At 44.5% G+C, this 19,177-nt stretch carries 12 protein-coding genes; 3 read left to right on the top strand and 9 right to left on the bottom strand.

Annotated elements, in window-relative coordinates; all coding sequences use genetic code 11:
* Window position 1 precedes the first annotated feature (1 nt).
* Both ACN08X_RS05950 and ACN08X_RS05945 read left to right on the top strand, forming a co-directional pair.
* Entirely contained in the window at window positions 2-1,468 is a 1,467-nt protein-coding gene (locus tag ACN08X_RS05950; RefSeq protein WP_419106250.1) for a hypothetical protein, read from the top strand.
* Window positions 1,461-3,971, top strand: a complete 2,511-nt coding sequence (locus ACN08X_RS05945) for a bifunctional glycosyltransferase/CDP-glycerol:glycerophosphate glycerophosphotransferase (RefSeq protein WP_419108205.1) — start codon at window positions 1,461-1,463, stop codon at window positions 3,969-3,971. The genes ACN08X_RS05950 and ACN08X_RS05945 overlap by 8 nt, the downstream gene beginning before the upstream one ends.
* On the opposite strand, the gene ACN08X_RS05940 is transcribed toward ACN08X_RS05945, so the two are convergent.
* From ACN08X_RS05940 to ACN08X_RS05925, 4 genes are read right to left on the bottom strand one after another with little or no spacing between them, the layout of a single operon-like run.
* Window positions 3,964-5,544 (bottom strand): DUF6270 domain-containing protein, encoded by a 1,581-nt coding sequence (locus ACN08X_RS05940; RefSeq protein WP_419108204.1) that lies wholly within the window; start codon window positions 5,542-5,544, stop codon window positions 3,964-3,966. The genes ACN08X_RS05945 and ACN08X_RS05940 overlap by 8 nt on opposite strands.
* A gap of 42 nt (window positions 5,545-5,586) precedes the next feature.
* The gene (locus ACN08X_RS05935; protein WP_419108203.1) at window positions 5,587-8,025 is read right to left on the bottom strand and encodes a DUF6270 domain-containing protein; all 2,439 of its coding nucleotides are present in this window, start codon (window positions 8,023-8,025) and stop codon (window positions 5,587-5,589) included.
* Window positions 8,022-10,787 (bottom strand): CDP-glycerol glycerophosphotransferase family protein, encoded by a 2,766-nt coding sequence (locus tag ACN08X_RS05930; RefSeq protein WP_419108202.1) that lies wholly within the window; start codon window positions 10,785-10,787, stop codon window positions 8,022-8,024. Before ACN08X_RS05930 ends, ACN08X_RS05935 begins: the two co-directional genes overlap by 4 nt.
* A 38-nt stretch (window positions 10,788-10,825) precedes the next feature.
* A complete protein-coding gene (locus ACN08X_RS05925; RefSeq protein ID WP_419106255.1) occupies window positions 10,826-11,647 on the bottom strand; it encodes a hypothetical protein in 822 nt (273 codons plus the stop codon).
* A gap of 191 nt (window positions 11,648-11,838) precedes the next feature.
* On the opposite strand from ACN08X_RS05925, the gene wecC reads away from it, so the two are divergent.
* On the top strand, window positions 11,839-13,092 hold the full coding sequence (gene wecC, locus ACN08X_RS05920) for a UDP-N-acetyl-D-mannosamine dehydrogenase (RefSeq protein WP_419108201.1): 1,254 nt from the start codon (window positions 11,839-11,841) through the stop codon (window positions 13,090-13,092).
* A gap of 16 nt (window positions 13,093-13,108) precedes the next feature.
* Here the strand turns inward: wecC and wecB are convergent, their stop codons facing one another.
* From wecB to ACN08X_RS05895, 5 genes are read right to left on the bottom strand one after another with little or no spacing between them, the layout of a single operon-like run.
* Window positions 13,109-14,272, bottom strand: a complete 1,164-nt coding sequence (gene wecB / locus ACN08X_RS05915) for a non-hydrolyzing UDP-N-acetylglucosamine 2-epimerase (protein WP_419108200.1) — start codon at window positions 14,270-14,272, stop codon at window positions 13,109-13,111.
* A 35-nt stretch (window positions 14,273-14,307) separates the two neighbouring features.
* Entirely contained in the window at window positions 14,308-15,144 is an 837-nt protein-coding gene (locus ACN08X_RS05910; protein ID WP_419107092.1) for an ABC transporter ATP-binding protein, read from the bottom strand.
* Window positions 15,128-16,042, bottom strand: a complete 915-nt coding sequence (locus ACN08X_RS05905; protein ID WP_419102318.1) for an ABC transporter permease — start codon at window positions 16,040-16,042, stop codon at window positions 15,128-15,130. The genes ACN08X_RS05910 and ACN08X_RS05905 overlap by 17 nt, the downstream gene beginning before the upstream one ends.
* Entirely contained in the window at window positions 16,035-17,816 is a 1,782-nt protein-coding gene (locus ACN08X_RS05900) for a glycosyltransferase family 4 protein (protein WP_419108199.1), read from the bottom strand. Before ACN08X_RS05900 ends, ACN08X_RS05905 begins: the two co-directional genes overlap by 8 nt.
* 33 nt (window positions 17,817-17,849) lie before the next feature.
* On the bottom strand, window positions 17,850-19,151 hold the full coding sequence (locus ACN08X_RS05895; protein ID WP_419108198.1) for a glycosyltransferase family 4 protein: 1,302 nt from the start codon (window positions 19,149-19,151) through the stop codon (window positions 17,850-17,852).
* Between the last annotated feature and the right edge of the window lie 26 nt (window positions 19,152-19,177).

Here is a 19,177-nt window from a genome sequence, read left to right as displayed (position 1 = left end):
TATGGATGTCCTTATTGTTGTTGGAAAAAGTTCAGCAAAAAATGCTGTCCGTTCCATGTCAGAAAGTATTACACGTCAGTTAGAGCAGAAGAAATTAACCTATAGAGTCTCTTACGTCGAAGATTATTCTTCTACTATCCCTTCAGTACATAGACAGGTACTTCAGTTCTCTCCACAGGCAATAGTTTGTGTGGGATATACGCTTTGTTTTCAAGTAACACAAGAGGCTCACCTCAATATCCCTCTTATTTCGGCAATACCAGATATTCCGGGAACGGCTGATTCCGTCTATAATAATGCGATTCAAAAATTAGAACAGGTTGCGGCAGCCTCTGATGCTCTCATTGTTGCTGATGAGATATCTCGTTCTTTAGTGGAATATATGGTTCCTGGTCTATCAGGAAGAGTTCGGCTAGCGAATGATGTTCATTCTATTCGCTCGTTGATTAGAGAAACTCGCACATCGCAAAGCATTCATCGGATTCTTGTCAGTAGCCATGATTTTCGTTTCATCTCAGATACAATTTTCATGCTTAAACGTATTCCGGGGGTTGAGGTACGACAACAGCATTGGAAGCTCAGCGAAAAGAATCCTCCACATAGTCACATCGACCAAGAGAATATGCGTTGGGCAGATACGATTGTCTGTGAATGGGCTGGGCGCAACGCTGTATGGTATTCACAACATAAGCTCCCTACACAACGTCTTTTAGTACGCCTACATGGTTTTGAAAGCCGGTCTGAGTGGATTGGCGAACTCGATATTTCCCAGGTGGAGAAAGTCCTTACCGTATCCGAGTTCTATCGTGAGTCCATCATCCAAGATTTAGGATGGGATCCTTCAAAAGTTGATGTTATCGCTAATAGTATTAACTATCATTCTTTCCGGCGAGAGAAAACTTCTGACGCGAAGTTCCATCTAGGGTTACTCGGTTATGTGCCTATTCTCAAACGACCTCATCTTGCGGTAGAGATTCTTCACCAACTGTTAGAAAACGACCCGCGTTTTATTCTGCATCTGCGTGGCGAATACCCGTGGAAGAAAAATTGGGTTTGGCAGAATACGCCCTATGAAGCAGACGCGTATCGTCAACTATTCAAACGTGTCGGGGAAGATCCTCTTCTCCGAGAACGAGTTATTTTTGAATCTTCAGGGGCAAATATTGAATCATGGTTTACAAAGATCGGGTGGGTTCTCTCCCTGAGCGAACGAGAAACTTTTCATTTAGCTGCTGCAGAAGGTATGGCATCTGGCGCGATTCCGCTCTTTTTAAAGAGGACAGGAGTCACTGAAATTTTTGGAAATCGTTGGGTCTTCGATACTCCTGAAGATATCGTTGCGTACATTTCTCATATTGTTTTGTCAGACCACTGGCAAGAGCACAGCGATTTAGCATCATCTTACGCTACACGTTTTGATTGCGTACATTCCCATCATCTTTGGCGTAAGGTGCTACTCGGTGAATAAACAACAATTTTCTTGTGATGTTATCATCCCTGCGGCAGAAGCTCATCGAACTCTGCGCAGAGCAGTTTTTTCTGTTTTAGAATCGTCCTTCGTTAAAAATGTCTTTATCGTAATTGATGCAGGCCTAGAAACTGCTCGCGTAGCAGAAGAAATAGCATCCGTAGACAACCGTATTCGCGTCTTATATACGGGCGACGGTAATACCCCAGCAGAACGTGGGGTTAGCGTTGCACGGAATCTAGGGTTAGCAGCTGTTCAGTCCCCGTGGACAGCATTCCTCGACGCTGATGATCAATACGATACACACTATTTTGAAGCTATTAGCACCTTTCTAGAAAACCTTTCTTATACACCTCGGATGATTCATACCCGACCTTTCCGTGTACAAGACCATGAAATCTTTGACAACCATCCTTTACGTTTTCGTTTTGAGCATGGTTCACGAATCGTTGATATTGAACAAGAACCTCATATGGTGGGCTTATCCGTTGCTGCCGCTATCTTTTCTACCTCTGCACTCCGTGCCTCTAAAACTTATTTTTTAGAAGGGGCCCAGTGGTCTGAAGACGCCGATTTTATGGTTCGTTTTCTTTTAGCAACACAAGGGCCTATCGGCTTCGTTGCTGAGGCTCATTACTTGTACCACGTAGGAATAAGCTCTTCCGCCTCAGCTGATGCCTGGCGGCAACCGCAAAAATATGTCGAACCTTTTGAACGTTTGTATCTCCAATGGATTCGTTTATCAGCACCAAACATACCAGTTTGGTTACAAAATATTCTTATCTATGAATTAAGTTGGTATATCAACGCAGACCGACAGATCTTTCATCCATCCCTCTATCTAGCACCTGAGATTCGTCAAAAATGCGCCTCTCTCATAAAGACTGTGGCAGGTTCTCTTAGCCCACAAGTGATAGAAAATTATGCCTTAACACCGTTGAGTCTCGACCGACGGATGATGATTCTCTCCTGTGCAACTCAACGTCATCATAGTATGCCGGTGCTCAACCAATATCTTATTTCCTATACTTCGCGACGGTATCAAAAAGGGTATAAATACATCTACTTCTTCCAGGATGAAGACCTCTACGAAGAGTTTTATACCGCCCATAAAAAACGTATTTTCCCTTTCTCTGAAACGTGGGTGAGCCATACTCTCTACGATGTAGAATTCGTCAAGGAACGAGTTGTATGGTTTGACGTACCAGTAACGACGGCTCACATTAACCATCGTTATATACCTGTTAGCCCTTATCATGGATTCCCAAAGTTACCTGTCCCTCACCTCTTAAATATCTCTCATCCTCAAGGGACACAGATAAATACAAATAACGGGCTCAGCATTAAGACAGTTTTTGCCCGTCTACGTCGAAAGCTATGGCATCTACGCCATAGCCGTAAAAAGGCCAAGGTTTCTTCTACTCGAGAGAAAAAGAACCCGTTGAGCCTAGGAGATGCTACTCAAACTTCTTCCACAACGCCTACAACATGGGTTTATATGGATCGACACCATCGTGCAGGAGATAATGCTGAGGACTTCTACCGTTATGCTCGTCAGCACCGCCCAGATATACGACACCTTTTTATTCTCAGCACCCATAGTCCTGATTGGGAAAGACTTCAGGCTGAAGGATTCTCTCTCGTTAAAAGCGAAGACAACCTCGCTTTTAAAGATGCTATAGAACACGCAGAATGTTTATTATCTAGTGATATCAGTGACTCCTCGTTGATTCCACATCTACCTTCGCTACCTCTAGAAGCTCCCTTGGTGTTTTTACAACATGGGATTACGCAAAAACAGATGTGGCGCTGGTTCAACTCCCGAAGAATTGATCTCCTCGTAACAAGCCATCCAGCAGAGACTGAAGCAATTATTTGCCCAGGTTCGTCATATCGCCTTTCTGCCCCAGAAATTCTCGAAGTAGGAATGCCTCGACACGATAAGCTACGTTCTCTTACTTCCGTAGTATCACATCGAAATATTCTCTTAATAGCTCCTACGTGGATTCCCCATGTGCGAAATACTCACGATGCTAGAAGCTTCTATCAATGGTTACTTCGTTGGGGATATGAGTGGGTACCACAAGAACTCTTTCACCCGACGAGCCAACTTAAACCAGTATTTTTCGTTCATCCAAATATGGAACCATTACTGGAAAAGATTGAAGAGTCTCTTCCATTCCCCATAATTTTTGGTCAAGAGTTACCCCAATATCTAGCACGTGCTCAAGTCGTTATTAGCGATAGTTCTTCTATCCTCGATGAAGGACACGTCATTGGAGTCCACGGAATTATTGTGAGACAAAAGTCTCTGCCTGATCCTCTTGGATTTATCAAAACACATCAAAAAGAAGGGTTCACCTTTGTTGAGAACCTATACCAGATACCAAATCTTTTGGAAGGTCTCATAAAAACTCATCAACGCTCTCCTCATACACATCAGGTGCACGAGAAGAACCATTGTAGAAAGCTTCTAGAGTCTCTAGAAAATCGCCTTAAGTAGATGATACCTCTCCGCTGATAATCTTCACCTGACGAGGTAATTCAAAAATTTTACGCAATTTGGCATCTAAAGCATCATAAAAATCTTGTTCATAATGAACAACATAGCTCGACCAAGGATGGTCTTTATTACCCCACTTGGTATATCCACGTAAATCTAGTACTTCTATATCAGGAATTACCTCAAGTAAAACTTTCTCAAGTTTTGCAAAGGTCTCGTTCAGCCCATCTGCAATAGAAATTTTTTCTTCGACTTGCCCCAACCTATCACGAGTGTACGAAGCTGCATCGACTTTTACATAAGCAAAATTAACTGGGTTCTTTTTGCTCGAAAGTATCTTTTTGAGCGTTGTTAACGATTCTCTAAAAAGTTCTATGTACTTGTCAGGATTGTTCTTCATACTAATAACACTCTTTTGGCCGAGCTTTTGGTACGAAGCACTCTGCCCTATTTTCCAAGTGTTATCAGTAATATATTCCCCAGGAGCTGTCTCAATAACACCAAAACGTGCGTCAGAAAAAAGATCGATAAGTACCCAATCGGGGTTAGTATTTTGTAAATCTTGAAGATATGTCTTTTCTAAATCTGCACGAGTATACCGGATTGCTAGACCATCAAGATCCGATAAATCGAGTTTCTCCCCCGAATACGGTGTGCTAGTAATACTCACGATACTCTGTTGAAAAGACTCCGAACTAACTTCAGAACGGCTCTTCCAATCTGGCACAAAACGAGAGTTGAAGATATCACGAATGATGCACGAACCAAGGATAGATACTTTAGGAGGCCTATTATCGGAGATTGTTGAGACGCAAAGAGACCCGAAAATACCGGAGGAAAGAGCAACATCTTGGTTGATGATAACAATTGATGCAGTATAGAAACCTTCTGGTATACCGCTTAAATCAATACCTTTTCGATGAATATCTGAAAAATATGATTTACATAAGGATAGTGGTAAGAGGTTTTCATCCGGACGGTGGTCAAGGCCCAAACCGAAGCAAATAGTGCGTTGATCGTTTTCAAGAACCAGCAAGTAGGATGCCTGCCCCCAATGTTTAATGATTGTTCCCAGGGGAGCAAAACGTCCTCGGATATATAGACGCTGTTCTTCAACAGCAAATATATCTACAGAAAAGATAGAGTGCGGAGAACTCTGTAAATCAGCTACAAGGTATGACTGTATCAAAACAGGAATAAGATTTTCTGAGCGGTCATTGGGTGGAGAAGTAGCCGTAACCTGAACAAGAGTTTTTCCTTGGCGAAGACGAAGAATAGTACCAGCCTCAGCGCAGACGCTATGTTCTTGTTCCCCCCATATAACACTCATCCAATAGCGGTTAGACATATCAGGTACACAAAAACCTGCTTTTTGGACAGTGATGTAACCCTGTTCAGCTTCATCAAATACTAATGGAACATGCTGGTTAAAGTCTCCATCTAAGGCACGTAATACAAGAGATAATTCGCGTGGAATCTCTTCGTTAGGCGAATTGTGAACAGCAATAAAACACTGCAACCTATTCTCTTTAGACTCCATCTTTTGAAGTTTTAAGGTAAAAGGTTTTGTCATTTCATAATCCCCCCCTATTTTCATGATACTAACGCTGATATCTTAATGATTAAGAACCCGTACTCGTCGAACAGATCTCATAAGCTCACGTAACTTATAGTCAAGAGCATCACAGAAGTGTTGCTCATAATGCACAACATAGCTAGACCACCGGTGATCAAGATCTGCCCAAGCTGTATGCTCTGTCATATCAATAACTTCAGCGTTGGGAATTGTTTCAAAAAATACTTTCTCTAATTTCTCAAAAGCGTTATTCAAATCCGTTGCAATAGAAGATAAATGTTTGACTTCACCAAATTTATTTCGCATTTTATCCGTTGCTCGAACCTTTACAAGGACGAAAACAACAGAACCTTGTCCGCCAGGATTATATTTCTTCCATAAAGTTTTTAGCGATTCTTTAAATAGGGCAAGATACTCTTCTTCTTGTTTGAGAATCTTTATGGAAGGATAGTTGCCAAACGTCTCCCGCCCTTCTTGGCTCGTGTTAATTTTCCAATCATTATCAGTAATATATGTTCCACCAAGATCTTTTACGCCAAAACGTGCGTCAGAGAAAAGATCCATAATGACATATTCAGGTGTCTCTTTACCAAGATCACGAATGACCTTTTTTGAGAGATCCTCTACTACACATTTTTTAGAGTGTTCGTCTAAGTCCGCAAGAGTTAACTCTTTACCTTGATAAGGCTCACTCGCTAGACTCGTCAAAGCACTTTGATGAGCAGCACCAAGAAGAGAATTCCTATTTCTCCAATCTTGAATAAATACTGAGTTGAAAACGTCACGCACAATACAAGAGCCCAGTACTACAACTTTAGGTTTATCTTTAGACGCATCAACGTCGACAACCACAGAAGCGATAACAGTACTACGTACGGAAACATCTTTATTGACACACACCACGGAAACTTGATAGTCACCAGCTACTAAGCCAGAAAGGTCTATACCTTCAGCCCGGATATCGCAGAGATAAGCTTTACTCATAGACTGAGGAATTCCCAAATCTTCGCAAAGAGCGCCCTTATCAAGAATGCCTAGAGGGAAAGAATAATGACCATTAGCTCCCTCCAAATGCACATAATAATGTGCATCCCCCCACTGTGAAATTGTGGTTCCAAGAGGTGCAAACCAACCACGTAAGTGGAGTTTCTTCTGAGCAGAAATAGAACAATGATCCATTTTCAGAAAACTGTACTGATCATGCACCATCTTGCTGATATAAATCTTTGACACAGTTGTTTGTGTACTGTCAGAGGACCATAACAAGAGTTGGTCCCCATCCACCACATGAGAGAAAAATGGGTTACGCGTTGTTACAGGTGCTTCAACCGGTGAAGAGGCGCTCTTTCCCATCATTGAGACGTGAAGGGTGCTCCTACCTAAAGGAAATGCGGAGAGCGAGATACCTGCACCTTGGACAGTTGATGAACTCGCCGCACTATAATCAACAAACGTATCCTGAACATATCTTCGTGAGATAGAAGGGTCAAGTCGTTTTCCCAAAGGCATAGTGAAATCACCTGTGGATGAACGAACAATAAGTTTTCTATTCATCGACGTATAGTCAGGTTGAGCTACACCACGAATCAACGTCACAAGTGATAGCTCAAGGCGTTTATCCGCAGTCGTGGTCACCTTTTCTGCAATAGCAACGCCCTCTCGGCGTTGGCGTTGGCGAGCAGCCAAAGTTGCAGAGGCAGAGGTACGAGTATGGCAGTTACCAATCGTTGGGAATATTGCATCAGCAACTAGCTGGAATAAGGCCAGAAGAACTGGAACGTTATAGGCAGTAACTTCATTATGCTGTGTAATCAGAGGAGATTCTGAGACAAGAAGATTAAAATTCTCAAACTGTTCTAGGCTACTTAAATACGGTTTGATTTCTTCTTCATACTGGTAGTCATTAGGAGAAGTCATGACATATAGATGAGTCTTTACCTCTACCGCTTTTTTCAGAAGGTCTGACATCACCGCATCTATAGTCTTTTGAGCCGTTTGAGGCTTCGCAGAAGGCTTTTTCATATACTCGAATACCGCAGGCCAGTTTTTACGAACGTAGCGGCCAATGAAAAATTGTGGAACAGTAGATATTACAGCACCTACTTGATGACGTAACCCAAAGTAAAGGGCAGCAGTACCACCTTTAGAGAACCCTGTATAAGCAATGTTTTCCCACGACAGGTCAAGTTCTTCCCTAACAGAGTTAAGAAATTCGTCTACCGTATCACGAATAGAAAAAGTACCATGTTCCATCAGGTAATAAGAATTCTGATGGTCTTCACCAAATTCATCATAAATCCATAAAACGTTATGACGTATCGAGGATAGAGCAGCACCCGAAAAATCCAATGTTCCTTTAGCTCGGAACCCAGAAAAAATTACAAGAAGATGCTTTCGGTCTGAAGATCCTTGACGAAACATATACTTTAGAGAATGTTTTTGCCCTTGAAAAAGGTGCTCGCCTGAGGTGAGTTTCATAGCTTAATCTCCGCTCGTATCTGTTCGTCAGCTACATTATTGAACACTGTCCCAGAAACTAATTTTTCGATAGCTTGGACAACTCGCTCAGAATTGTTACCGTCAAGGTACTTAAATGTTTGTAAACGACGCTGAGCGTATTCATCGTCCATAACACAACCGCCTTCAACCGATTGCATAACCCATTGTGCGGCATCTTCTTCTTCCAATAGTACGGGGCCAAGACCTTGCTCAAAATAATCAAAATACCCTTTTCGATAGGTATGAGCACCAGAAAGAACACGGTCACGATCAAATTGGAAGTAGGCAACAGGCGTACCCATGAACGCACAGTCAAAAGCCAAAGAAGAATAATCTGTTACAAAGAGGTCGGCCTCATTCATCAGCGGTTGGAAAGCAACTTTTGAAGGAGACAAGAATTCTATTCCATGGGGCTGCGGAAGATGTTCAAGAATATTCCCAAAACTCGGGTGAGTCATCATCTGAACCCGTATTTTCCCGTCAGCAATACCTTGTTGAATCGTAGCGTTATTAAGTACTGCCCACCAATTCTTATAAAATGAAGAATCTTGAATAACAGCCACTTCTTCAGCAGTACTAGTACATTCTGAAAGCTCAGTTTTAAGATCTTGGCGCCAAGTAGGCATAATCAGAATATTCTTAACCGACTCATTCTTAATAGTACGAGAACATACCAAGTGGTAAAGATTATCGTAGCGAGGAAAACCAGCTAAACATACCTGAGAAGATTTGTATTCATACGGTGATTCAATCCATGTAAAAGCCCGGTATTCTGCTTCTGTAGCTGCAACAACAAGATCAATCTTCTTACCGTTAAGCCAGCGTGAAATATCATCCTTAGTGATGCCATGCTGCAAGAAGACAAATTTATAGTCAGGATTTCCAAAAATACGACGAGGAGCAGGGTAAATACATTCTTCAACAGCATCAGACGAAGCCACAATCTCCGCGTTCTGAGCCGCAGCCATCGCTTCAATAGAGCCATATTCAAGAAGCTTAAAGCCCTCTGCCTCTAAACGTTCCCAGTCTTTTGAGTCTCGTTCTAACAAGAAATAAGCGTTGATATCGCTTCGGTGCTGAAGAATATAACGATACAGATGTTCGCCGTTATCGTCTGCACGGTCAGCGTGGTCAAGAATAAGCCATGCTTGTTCATATTTTTGGCTCTTACCACTACTAGTAAACGTGCTAACCTGCTGACGTATACTCTCGTCAGAAGAAATATCGTTACGGCTCCATAGACGTTGCAGATATTCCCACCCTTTGATCCCCGCTATTGCCAAAACAGAACGGTTTTGAATACCTGCTATTACTCGTAAACGTTCAAGAATCTTAGCAAGTTTTCCATCTACATGTTGTCCTGCACGGATAATAGTAGTGATATTATCGGCGTATTCTTGAGAACCTTTTTTCTCTCGTGCAGGAAGGCTCTTCGCAGGTCCACAGGGAATACCATCAACGAAAAAGGCTGTTGGCACATCAGGAAGATTCAAAGTGTATTCTACAGCAAGAACCTCATCAAAATAGAGGCGGTTAGTAACACCCTCCGGAATAACTTCTATAGGTTCACCACCAGAATAAATGACGATATCATGCTTACCAGGTGCCACCAGCATGGAGAAATTACGAGTTCCATCTTCACGAGTACTCCATTTGAAAATACGAGCCGGAGCCTTATCCAAGTTAAAACCACGAATAATAGATTCACGTAAACGCCAAGAAGGCTTATTGAGCGGCATACGAAGGACTTGCTCAACACTGATATAGGTGAAAATCTCATGGGCTTGTTCCATAAATTCTTTTTTGAGTTCGCTACTAATCGCGGCGACCACACTACCCATTTTTTCATCTTCTTTGAAATACCACATCAGATCATAAAGAATGATGTTAGCTAACCAGTCAGGGGTATATCCCAAACGTTCTTGAGCATAACGTAAAGCTGGTAAATATCCCAAGCGCGGAACAACCGTATAACGTTCGGGTTTTAGCCAACTAGATTGAACAAGAGAAGAAGAGTCTGAACGTTTACGGTAATAATAATGTGAAGTTGAGAGTAGCCCAACCAGTGGATTCTCAAAATGAGCGAGATAACGACATACAAGATTTCCATCTTCAAAAGTAGGACAAATCCTAGAGTCAAAGGTTAACTTGTGTTTACGAAGAACATCAACCTGCATAAACACTGTTGCACCCATCTGAATTGCACTAGGCTCTTCAAGCATAGAAACAACACGATTACCTCGTCTAAATTTTGCCCCTAAGGGGTGAGAATCTTTAAAACGCCCGGTCGTTCCATCGGTAATAAGTACACGAGAACTTAGAATTGCAATTTTCTTATCTGTATCAGCGTCAAGAAAACGTTGTGCCTCAGAAAAATAGTTTGATTTGAGCAGGTCATCAGGATCGACTGCAGTAACCCATTCACCACGTGCAAGATGCAATCCAAGCTGTCGGGTCTGCCCAACACCACCATTAGGTTTCTGCACAACCAGTACATTACGGTGCTTACGAGCAAACTTCACTGCAGCTTGTGCAGCGTTATCAGGGGAACCATCATCAACAATGATGTATTCAACCTTAGACTCATCGATATCTTGTCGTGCGAAGCTTTTGAGAGTACTTGTAATATATTTTTCTACAGCATAAACCGCAACAATAACGGAGAAGAGCGGACGCTCTGACAGGATTCGAGAATCTTCAAGGACGGAATAGGGCGAGGGCGCCGAGTTCAACTCATTCATCTTTCTGTTAACATTTTTTCGAGACAAGAACACAAGATTTATCGATAAGATATATGTTCTTTGCCTAAGCGGGCTGTGTTTAAGTTCTCTCTAATATGCTGCGCTAATGGTTCATTCCAAGGCATAATTTTTTCGGCTCGATCAAGAGCATACTCCAGTACTCGAGTAGCCCACTCATATTCACCACTATGAACCAAGCAATGCCCTTGCAAAGAACGCAACCAGATAGCCACAAAACGTTTCACTCCAGGCTCGCGAATAATATTATCTGCAACCTGTCCTATCTCCGTCAGGATGTTATTTTTATCGTGCTTTTCAAAGTGAACAGAAGCTAAAAGTCTAGCAATATGCGAACGGTACCAAGAACCGCTACTGTACTCCTGCATTTGAGGTTCCCACTTCTTCACCTTATCACTTACTAAATTCACCATAGAATACAGCAAATATAAATCAGGAATATCAGTACCTTGGTTATCGTCAGGCAAAAGCTTATTCAGAGCAAGCGCAGCACGATCCGCCTGTCCTTCGACAACGTCACTAAGAACCTGCAATACATCTACAATTGTTGTATCTGCATCATGAGATTCAAGATAAAGGCGCAATTTATCGCGCTCAACACGTGCATATCCCCAACGACGCCCCCCAATAAGACGCAAACACTGGCGAATCATTACCTCATCAGGAGTAATATCAATAGAATTTGCTTGGTCAATTGCCGTATGTAAAGAATACGGAGTAGGACGTTGTCCGCCACCCATCTTCTCTACTTCCCAAGAACTCTCAAGACGTTCTAAAGTTTCCCCCAGAATTGCCTGAAGCTTCTGTTCTCCCAACGCTGACTCATCCTCCAGATCTAGCATTTTGCATCCTCATTACGGTAACCGTATAAGGCTATATATTTAAAGTAGCGCTATATACGTTTTCTAGCACTTGGTTCATCTGTCATTTCGATAGTATTTTAAGAAAATTAGGTAGTTCAGAGAGAACACCACATTATCCTCACCCAATGGTACCCTCTTCTCTGTTCATAAACAGACAATAAGGAGCTCTCATGTCTAACCGTTCAGTCACCTTTGTCGGCTTGGGGTATATTGGTCTGCCTACCGCGGTGATTATGGCAAACCATGGGTTAGACGTACATGGTTTCGATATTAATACACGAGCAGTTAATGCTATTAATCGTGGAGAGCTCACCATCGTTGAACCAGGGTTGAAGGAACAACTTCGCCAAGCACTAGATTCTGGTTGTTTCCGTGCCAGTACAGAGCCTCGGCATAGCGATACTTTTGTGCTTGCGGTACCAACGCCTTGTACTGAGACGAAGGAAGGCGATCTTTCGTATATTTTTAGTGCTGGTGAAAAGATTGCCCCGTTATTGCGCGGTGGAGAACTCATCATTTTAGAGTCTACGTCTCCACCTCAAACAACTCAGAAGTTGGCGCAATATATTCTGTCGTTACGCCCAGATTTGTGCGCAGATGGGGCTCCTAATCCTCAGGGGTTGCCTGTTATATATTTTGCTCACTGTCCTGAAAGAATTTTGCCGGGGCGTGCTTTAGAAGAGCTGGTGACGAACGACCGTATTATCGGAGGACAGTCTCCGCGTGCTGTTGAGAGAGCCTGTGAACTGTATCGGACTTTTTGTACGGGAGAGCTTTTAGAGACTGACGATGTTACTGCGGAGTTAGCTAAGCTCACCGAGAATTCTTTTCGTGATGTCAATATTGCTTTTGCTAATGAGCTATCGCTGATTGCAGAGACCTTAGGTGTTGATGTGTGGAAGCTTATTGAATTAGCAAACCATCATCCTCGCGTTAATATTTTGCAGCCTGGCCCTGGTGTCGGTGGTCATTGTATTGCGGTAGACCCATGGTTTATTGTCTCTTCTGACCCCAAAAATTCACCTCTGATTCGTACTGCCCGTGAGGTTAATGATAGAAAACCGCAATGGGTGATAGAACAGGTACACGCGGCCGTAGCATGCGTAGATTCTGCTCGTATTGCAGTGTTGGGTTTATCTTTTAAAGCTGACATTGATGACTTACGCGAGTCTGCTGCGTTAAAGATTGCTCAGCAGCTAGCGCACGAGCTTCCTGGTGTTTCCTTAGCCGTGGTGGAACCGCATATTTCGGAGCTTCCATCTGTGTTAAGAGACTATCCTCAAGTACATTTGGCTTCTTTAGAGGATGCTTTAGAAGAAGCGAATATTGTACTTTTATTAGTAGATCATCAGGCTTTTTCTTCAGTACCTGCGTGTGCTCTTGCTGGCAAAGAAGTTATTGACACTAAAGGCTTTTGGAGATAGCTGCTAGCTGTGAGGCTCAGTTGATGGTGAATTCTTCGCAATCTGTACGTAGCCCAAAAAATTTCTCTAAAGCGTGAATGATACGTTCACTTGCGTAACCGTCACCATAGGGGTTTACTGCTACTGACATCTTTTGGTAGGCGTCGTTATCGTCAAGTAGTCGTATTGTTTCAGAAATAATGTTGTCGGTGCGTGTACCTACAAGTTTTACGGTGCCAGCGGTAATGGCCTCAGGACGTTCCGTATTCTCACGAAGGACGAGTACAGGAATGCCGATGCTAGGAGCTTCTTCTTGTAGACCGCCGGAGTCTGTAAGTACGAGTGTTGAGGCGCGCAGTAAAGCCGTAAACTCTTGGTATGGTAAAGCGTCTAAGACAATAATATTCTTGATACCGGCAAATATCGGTAGCAGGCTCCCCCGAATTTTAGGGTTCATATGTGCGGGGAAAACAAAACGGTGCTCGGGATATTTCTGAGCTAAGTAGGCGATGGCTTGCCCGATTCGTTCCATCGGTTCGCCAAGGTTTTCTCGACGGTGAGCAGTAATGAGAATAATGGGTGAGGTGTCTTTGAGAAGGTGTTGCACCTCGTGGGAGAAACCTTCAATTGACGGTTCCTTTTGAGAAAGCAAAGCATCTATAACCGAGTTGCCTGTTACAAGAATATCGTTAGGTTTAAAGTTTTCGGCAAGAAGGTTATTTTTAGAGCCCTCAGTTGGTGCTAAGTGCAAGCTAGATATTTGGCTGATAAGTTTACGGTTTCCTTCTTCAGGAAAAGGTGATGTGATATTTCCTGAGCGAAGGCCAGCTTCTAGGTGGATGACTGGTATCTGGTGGTTGAATGCAGCTAAAGCAGAGTATAAGGCGGTGCCGGTGTCTCCTTGTACAAGTACGGCGTTGGGTTGTTCTTCTTCGCAGAGTTGACCCATCTGGTCTAGGATTTTGACAGCGGTGTCGTTAAGGCCTTGGTTCTCTTGCATGATGTCTAAGCTATAGTCTGGTTCAAGCCCTAGGACAGTGTTAACTTGTTCTAGCATTTGGCGATGTTGCCCAGTAGAAACTACGAGAACATTAAAATGTTCTGAGGTTTTGAGCTGGTGAATGACCGGAGCAACTTTGATTGCTTCGGGGCGGGTACCGTAGACGACCATCACGGTATATTTGCCAGATACTTTTTTCATGGTTTTCTTCTCTTAGTCACTCAAGAATGTTCTTCTTATTCTGAGTTCTTGACGTATCCTTCTCGTCCTAGTTCTTTTGCATCGTATAGTAGTCGGGCTGCTTTACGTTCGTCGCCTTGGGCGATGTTGTGGGCGAACCAACGATACTTTCTGGCTACTTCTCGGGCGTCACCGTCCATGACGAGTTCGCCAAAATCGAGCCAGATTGCGCGAGTACACATATTTTCGATGGTTTGAGCGGCGTGACTTACAAGAAATACTGTTCCGGCTTGGTCTAGGAGTTCTTTCATCGCTTGAGCTGAACGATCTGCAAAAGATGCGTCACCGGTTGAGAGGGCCTCGTCGATGAGAGTGATGCGCGGACGATTCGCTAACATGATGGCGAAGCGGAGACGGGCTGCCATACCTGAAGAGTAGGTTCGCATCGGACGGTTAATAGCTTCTCCGATACCTGCTAATTCCATGATTTGGGTTTTTGCATCAGGTAGTTCGGCGGGGGTAAGCCCCATCGCAAGACAGCCTAGCTCAATATTTTCTTCGCCAGAGAGGTCGTTGTTGAGCACACCGTGAACACCGATGAGGGAGGGCGGAGAAGATGCGTATACTTCGCCGCTGGTGGGTGTTTCTAGTCCGGCGATGAGGCGTAGGAGGGAGCTTTTTCCAGAGCCGTTACGCCCTACGATACCGATGAACTCTCCTTCATGGGCGACGAAGGAAAGTGGTTGCAGTGCGTGCACAATCTTTTTAGGGGCAGGTTGAGTGATACGGCTTCTACCTGATGAGACAACGTAGTCTAGAGAAACGTTGTTTACAAGTACGTTCGGTGTTTTTGTGCCGAAGACGAGTTCGCTTAGATCAGTTGTTGAGTTCACGACCGTACACCTCCTCTGCATGCCAGAATGTGAAGAAACCGATGAGCAGTAATCCGATGCTCCATGCGCCAAGAGATCCCCAGTGATATAGGGTTCCGAGAGAATGATCCATGAGGATATGGCGGTATAAGTCTAAGAAAATATAGATGGGGTTTGATTGGATAATGTGGGTTATGACGGGGTGGTGAATGAACCGTTCGATGGGGAAGATTACTGCTGAACCATACAATAAGAAACGTGTCAGGACGTTAATTACTTGAGATATATCGGGGATGACGTAAGCGATACGAGCAATGATGAGCCCCAAACCAAGGTTGAAGAGAACGTTGAGTAAGAATGCGGGGATAAAGAGTAACCATGTCCATGAGGGGATGACGTGTGGTGGGATGAGCACGATACCGATAATCATGACGATGATAACGGGTATGCTTGAGAGCGCTTCACGAAGCGCTAAGGAGATAGGCACAGTCAGTCTAGGGAAAGAGAATGCCCTCATCATTGAGCGGTTTTGTGACATAACGGTGGAGCTAGTCACGAGTGCTCGTGAGAAGTATTGGAACATCAGTACCCCAATGATGATGTATGCGTTGTAGTTGTGCATACCGCGTGAGGTGTTGAGGATAAGACCAAAAAGAACCCAGAAGAAGATGACGTCAAAGACGGGTTTAATCACTAGCCACCAAGAGCCGAGACGGTGTTGGCGGTTCTGCATTCGGACTTTAGCGCGGGAGTCTTTCCACATGTAGGCGCGGCGTTCCCAGGTTTGTCGTAGGTAGACGATGGGGCTTTTGCGGACACCTACTCGGTAGAGTTTTCCAGACTCGATATAACGTCGGTATTCTTCTACGGATGGATTTAACGGTGAACTCGGCGTGTATTGGGGTTTTTGTTTACTCATGTTGAGAACCCCCTACTAACGTGTGGTATACCTCTGTCATTCGTTCAGCGTTACTCTTCCATGTTCGTGTCCGTGCGAATTCTCTGCCTTGACGTGCTAATTCTGCTCTTAGGGGCGGATTATTCTTGAGGTCAATAATGGCTTCTGCCAAAGATTGGCAATTTTCTACTAAAAATAGTTTACCTGTCGGCGCTGTTACTGTGTTGTTGATAAGCTCTGCTAACGGTGGAATATCGCTACATAGTACTGGGCGTTTGAGCGCCATCGCCTCAATGGGTTTGAGTGGTGTGACAGAACGGCATACTCTTGTGTTTTTTCGAGGAACAACGAAGAGGTCTAACCCTTGATGCGCAATCATCGCTTTATCGGGTGTTATTTTACCGAGAAATACGGTGTGTTCTTGAAGATTGAGTTCTTGGACGAGAGAACGCAGAGAGGGCTGCGCTGCTCCGCTTCCAGCAAGAAGCACTCGGATATCTTCTCCTTGAGATCGTGCAATAGCTACTGCTCGAAGAAGAACGTCGAAGCCTTCATAGTCGACGAGGGAGCTTACCGAACCGACCCAGAAGCCTTCGGAGGGAAGACCTAAGAGGTTGCGTGCTTGTGTTGAACTGAGATTTTGTTCAAAGAGTTCTTCTCGGACGGCGTTAGGGATAACGGTAATTTTTTCAGCGGGAATACCGCGTTCGATGATGAGGTTTTTCATCACGTTGCTGAGTGTCACGATATGGTGGGCTTCATGCATGAGTTGTGTTTCTCGTGCTTGGATGCTTGTGAAGCGTTGACTCTGCTCGGCGTCTTTTTGCTGTTGTGGGGTTTTCTTTTGGGAGACCCACGTTTGTTCCATCATTCCTCGTACCTCATAGACCCACGGAATGTTTAGTTCTTGGGAGAGGGCTTTGGCAACGATAGCGTTGGGGTAGTTTGTGGTGGTGTGAATGAGGTTAATTTTTTCTTGTTGAACAATCTGACGGGCATAGTTTGCCCATTGGGTTAGTCGCTGGGCGTGGGTTTTTGCCAGTTTGAGGGGCAACGTACGCTGGTAGGTCACTTCCTCTACATGCACTGTTGGTGTTGCGTTCCATGTTCCAACCATGACGGGGTATCCGGTGCGGGTGAGCGCATGAATAGTCACTCCAGCATGGATGAGGGCGTTGAGTAGGCGTTGAGTGCGTAGAGTGTACCCAGATTGTGTTGCTGGCAGGGAGTTGGTGATGAGGTGTAGTGCGTTAATTTTTTGCCCGTTGGCTGAGGGTATTGTTCGTTGTGGCGCGTGTTGTGTGCTGCCATTTAGTGGAAGCTGATAGTTGGGGTCTAGCAGGTTTTTTTCTGATTCTAGGCGGTGAGCGTATGAGTGTGCTCCTGCAGTGTGTGCGAGGTTAATAGCTTCATCGATTGCTCCGTTATCCCATGCGCTGCGGGCACGGGTTTTTGCTGGTATTTTTGGGTCTTTCCAGTGGATGAGTCCGTAGTGGATGGCAGTTTCTGCGGCGATTCTTTGCTGATTTTTTTGCCATCGTGAGGTGGTGTGTGTGGTGAGTAGTTCTTGTGCTTCGGCAGGAAAATCTTTTCCGAGGAGGTATGCTCCTAGGGCGTGTGTTCCGGCTCCGGGTAGTTGTGTTAAGAGTTTGCCGATGCGTTCAGAAAGTTGTGCTGGCGCTAAACGAGCAATGTTAATCCCTAGTAGTAGGGGGTCGTCGTTGAGGTGTCTACCGATAACTTGGCATGTGATAACGCTATTACGCGCGACGTCTCGTAGGGGTGGTAAGGTCATTTTCTTGTGCAAATTCTGGTTCATGGTGGTGTTTTAGCCGGTACGGTGTTGTTGGCAAAAGTCTAAAGCTTTTTGGTAGAGCTCTGCCATGGTGTTGTAGCTGTACCGTTCTTTGAGGAGTTTTACTCCAGATTCGCCGACGATAAGGTCTTCTGGATATGCGTTGAGGTCGGCGAGAGCGTCTGCTAAAGCTGAGGAGTTTTGTGGTGGTATCACGGTGGCAACACCGCTTTGTTCGAGGAGTTTTGCGGCACTACCGTCAACAAGGGCGATAATTCGTCGTCGAGTGGCTAGTAGCTCAAAGATTTTTGAGGGCACTGTCCATGCAAACGGTTTTGTTTTGCGAAGTGATACGAGGTGCACGTCTGCCCACGCATATGCTTCTCCTAGGTCTTTTCTAGGTACAGGGGGGAGAAAATGAACCTCAAGGTTTTCTTTTTGGGCAAGTTGTTTGAGGACTGGGATTTCGGCGCCTTCTCCGATGATACGTAAGATAAAACGTTGCCCTGGTCTTTTGTGTTCGAGTATTTTGAGGGCTTCAAGGACGACTCTCAGACCTTGACTACGCCCCACGGTACCGAGGTATTGAAGACGGAGTTCATGACGGTGCCGTTCTGTTAGTTGGAGAGGTTGAGCCTGCTCAAATTCTTGAGGTTCTGCCCCGTTCGGAACAACAAATACTGGGTGTATTCCACGTTCTTTAAGCACGTCACTAAAATGTTCAGTAGTGACGACAACAGCCCCTGCTTGACGTTGGCAGTATGTGATGGTGGCGTGAATACTGCGTTTAATGAAGTGACGGTACCATGGAAGTTTTCTGGTCTGAGATGTGATGTCTCCGGTAATGATGTCTGGCCAAGCATCACGCATCTCTGCAATATGTTCAATACCCCATAGTTTGGACACGACAACCCCAGCAAAAAGACTCGGGATACCAGGAACGGTCGAAATAACAACGTCAAAGGAGTGCTCTCTACTGTTTTCTGAGTTTCGCCACCTACGCAGTACGTGTTGCACTCGTTGCACGGCACAATAACCTACCGTTCCTGCGGCGGTAATCATTTGATCTAGGGTTCGTGGTATTGAGTGGTATCCGTGTAGAAGATACGGCATGCGAATCAGGGTTTCACCGTATCTTCCGCTGGTACGGCGAAATATCTGGCTACTGTTTTTGCGTAGGTTTTGAGTACTTGTTTTATCGGGATAATGCGGAGGTGGGCAACACACAGTGACGCTGTGACCGTCTTGCATCCAGCGTTGGATAAGGGCAGACCAGCGACGCTGAGGTGCGCCAAGTTCTGGCTCATAGTGGTGCGTGATAAGGAGTATGTTCATGTGTGTTGCGCTGTCTGTAGGCATAA

This window comes from Rothia sp. P6271 (genome assembly GCF_048512995.1).
Lineage (GTDB): Bacteria > Actinomycetota > Actinomycetes > Actinomycetales > Micrococcaceae > Rothia.
This window is presented reverse-complemented; position numbering and strand designations above follow the sequence as displayed.

What these genes read in the sequence shown, in the direction of transcription:
- wecC (WP_419108201.1), top strand. Translation starts at nt 11,839, where the DNA reads ATGTCTAACCGTTCAGTCACCTTTGTCGGCTTGGGGTATATTGGTCTG.
- ACN08X_RS05930 (WP_419108202.1), bottom strand. Translation starts at nt 10,787, where the DNA reads ATGAATGAGTTGAACTCGGCGCCCTCGCCCTATTCCGTCCTTGAAGAT.
- wecB (WP_419108200.1), bottom strand. Translation starts at nt 14,272, where the DNA reads ATGAAAAAAGTATCTGGCAAATATACCGTGATGGTCGTCTACGGTACC.
- ACN08X_RS05895 (WP_419108198.1), bottom strand. Translation starts at nt 19,151, where the DNA reads ATGAACATACTCCTTATCACGCACCACTATGAGCCAGAACTTGGCGCA.
- ACN08X_RS05905 (WP_419102318.1), bottom strand. Translation starts at nt 16,042, where the DNA reads ATGAGTAAACAAAAACCCCAATACACGCCGAGTTCACCGTTAAATCCA.
- ACN08X_RS05935 (WP_419108203.1), bottom strand. Translation starts at nt 8,025, where the DNA reads ATGAAACTCACCTCAGGCGAGCACCTTTTTCAAGGGCAAAAACATTCT.
- ACN08X_RS05925 (WP_419106255.1), bottom strand. Translation starts at nt 11,647, where the DNA reads ATGCTAGATCTGGAGGATGAGTCAGCGTTGGGAGAACAGAAGCTTCAG.
- ACN08X_RS05940 (WP_419108204.1), bottom strand. Translation starts at nt 5,544, where the DNA reads ATGACAAAACCTTTTACCTTAAAACTTCAAAAGATGGAGTCTAAAGAG.
- ACN08X_RS05900 (WP_419108199.1), bottom strand. Translation starts at nt 17,816, where the DNA reads ATGACCTTACCACCCCTACGAGACGTCGCGCGTAATAGCGTTATCACA.
- ACN08X_RS05950 (WP_419106250.1), top strand. Translation starts at nt 2, where the DNA reads ATGGATGTCCTTATTGTTGTTGGAAAAAGTTCAGCAAAAAATGCTGTC.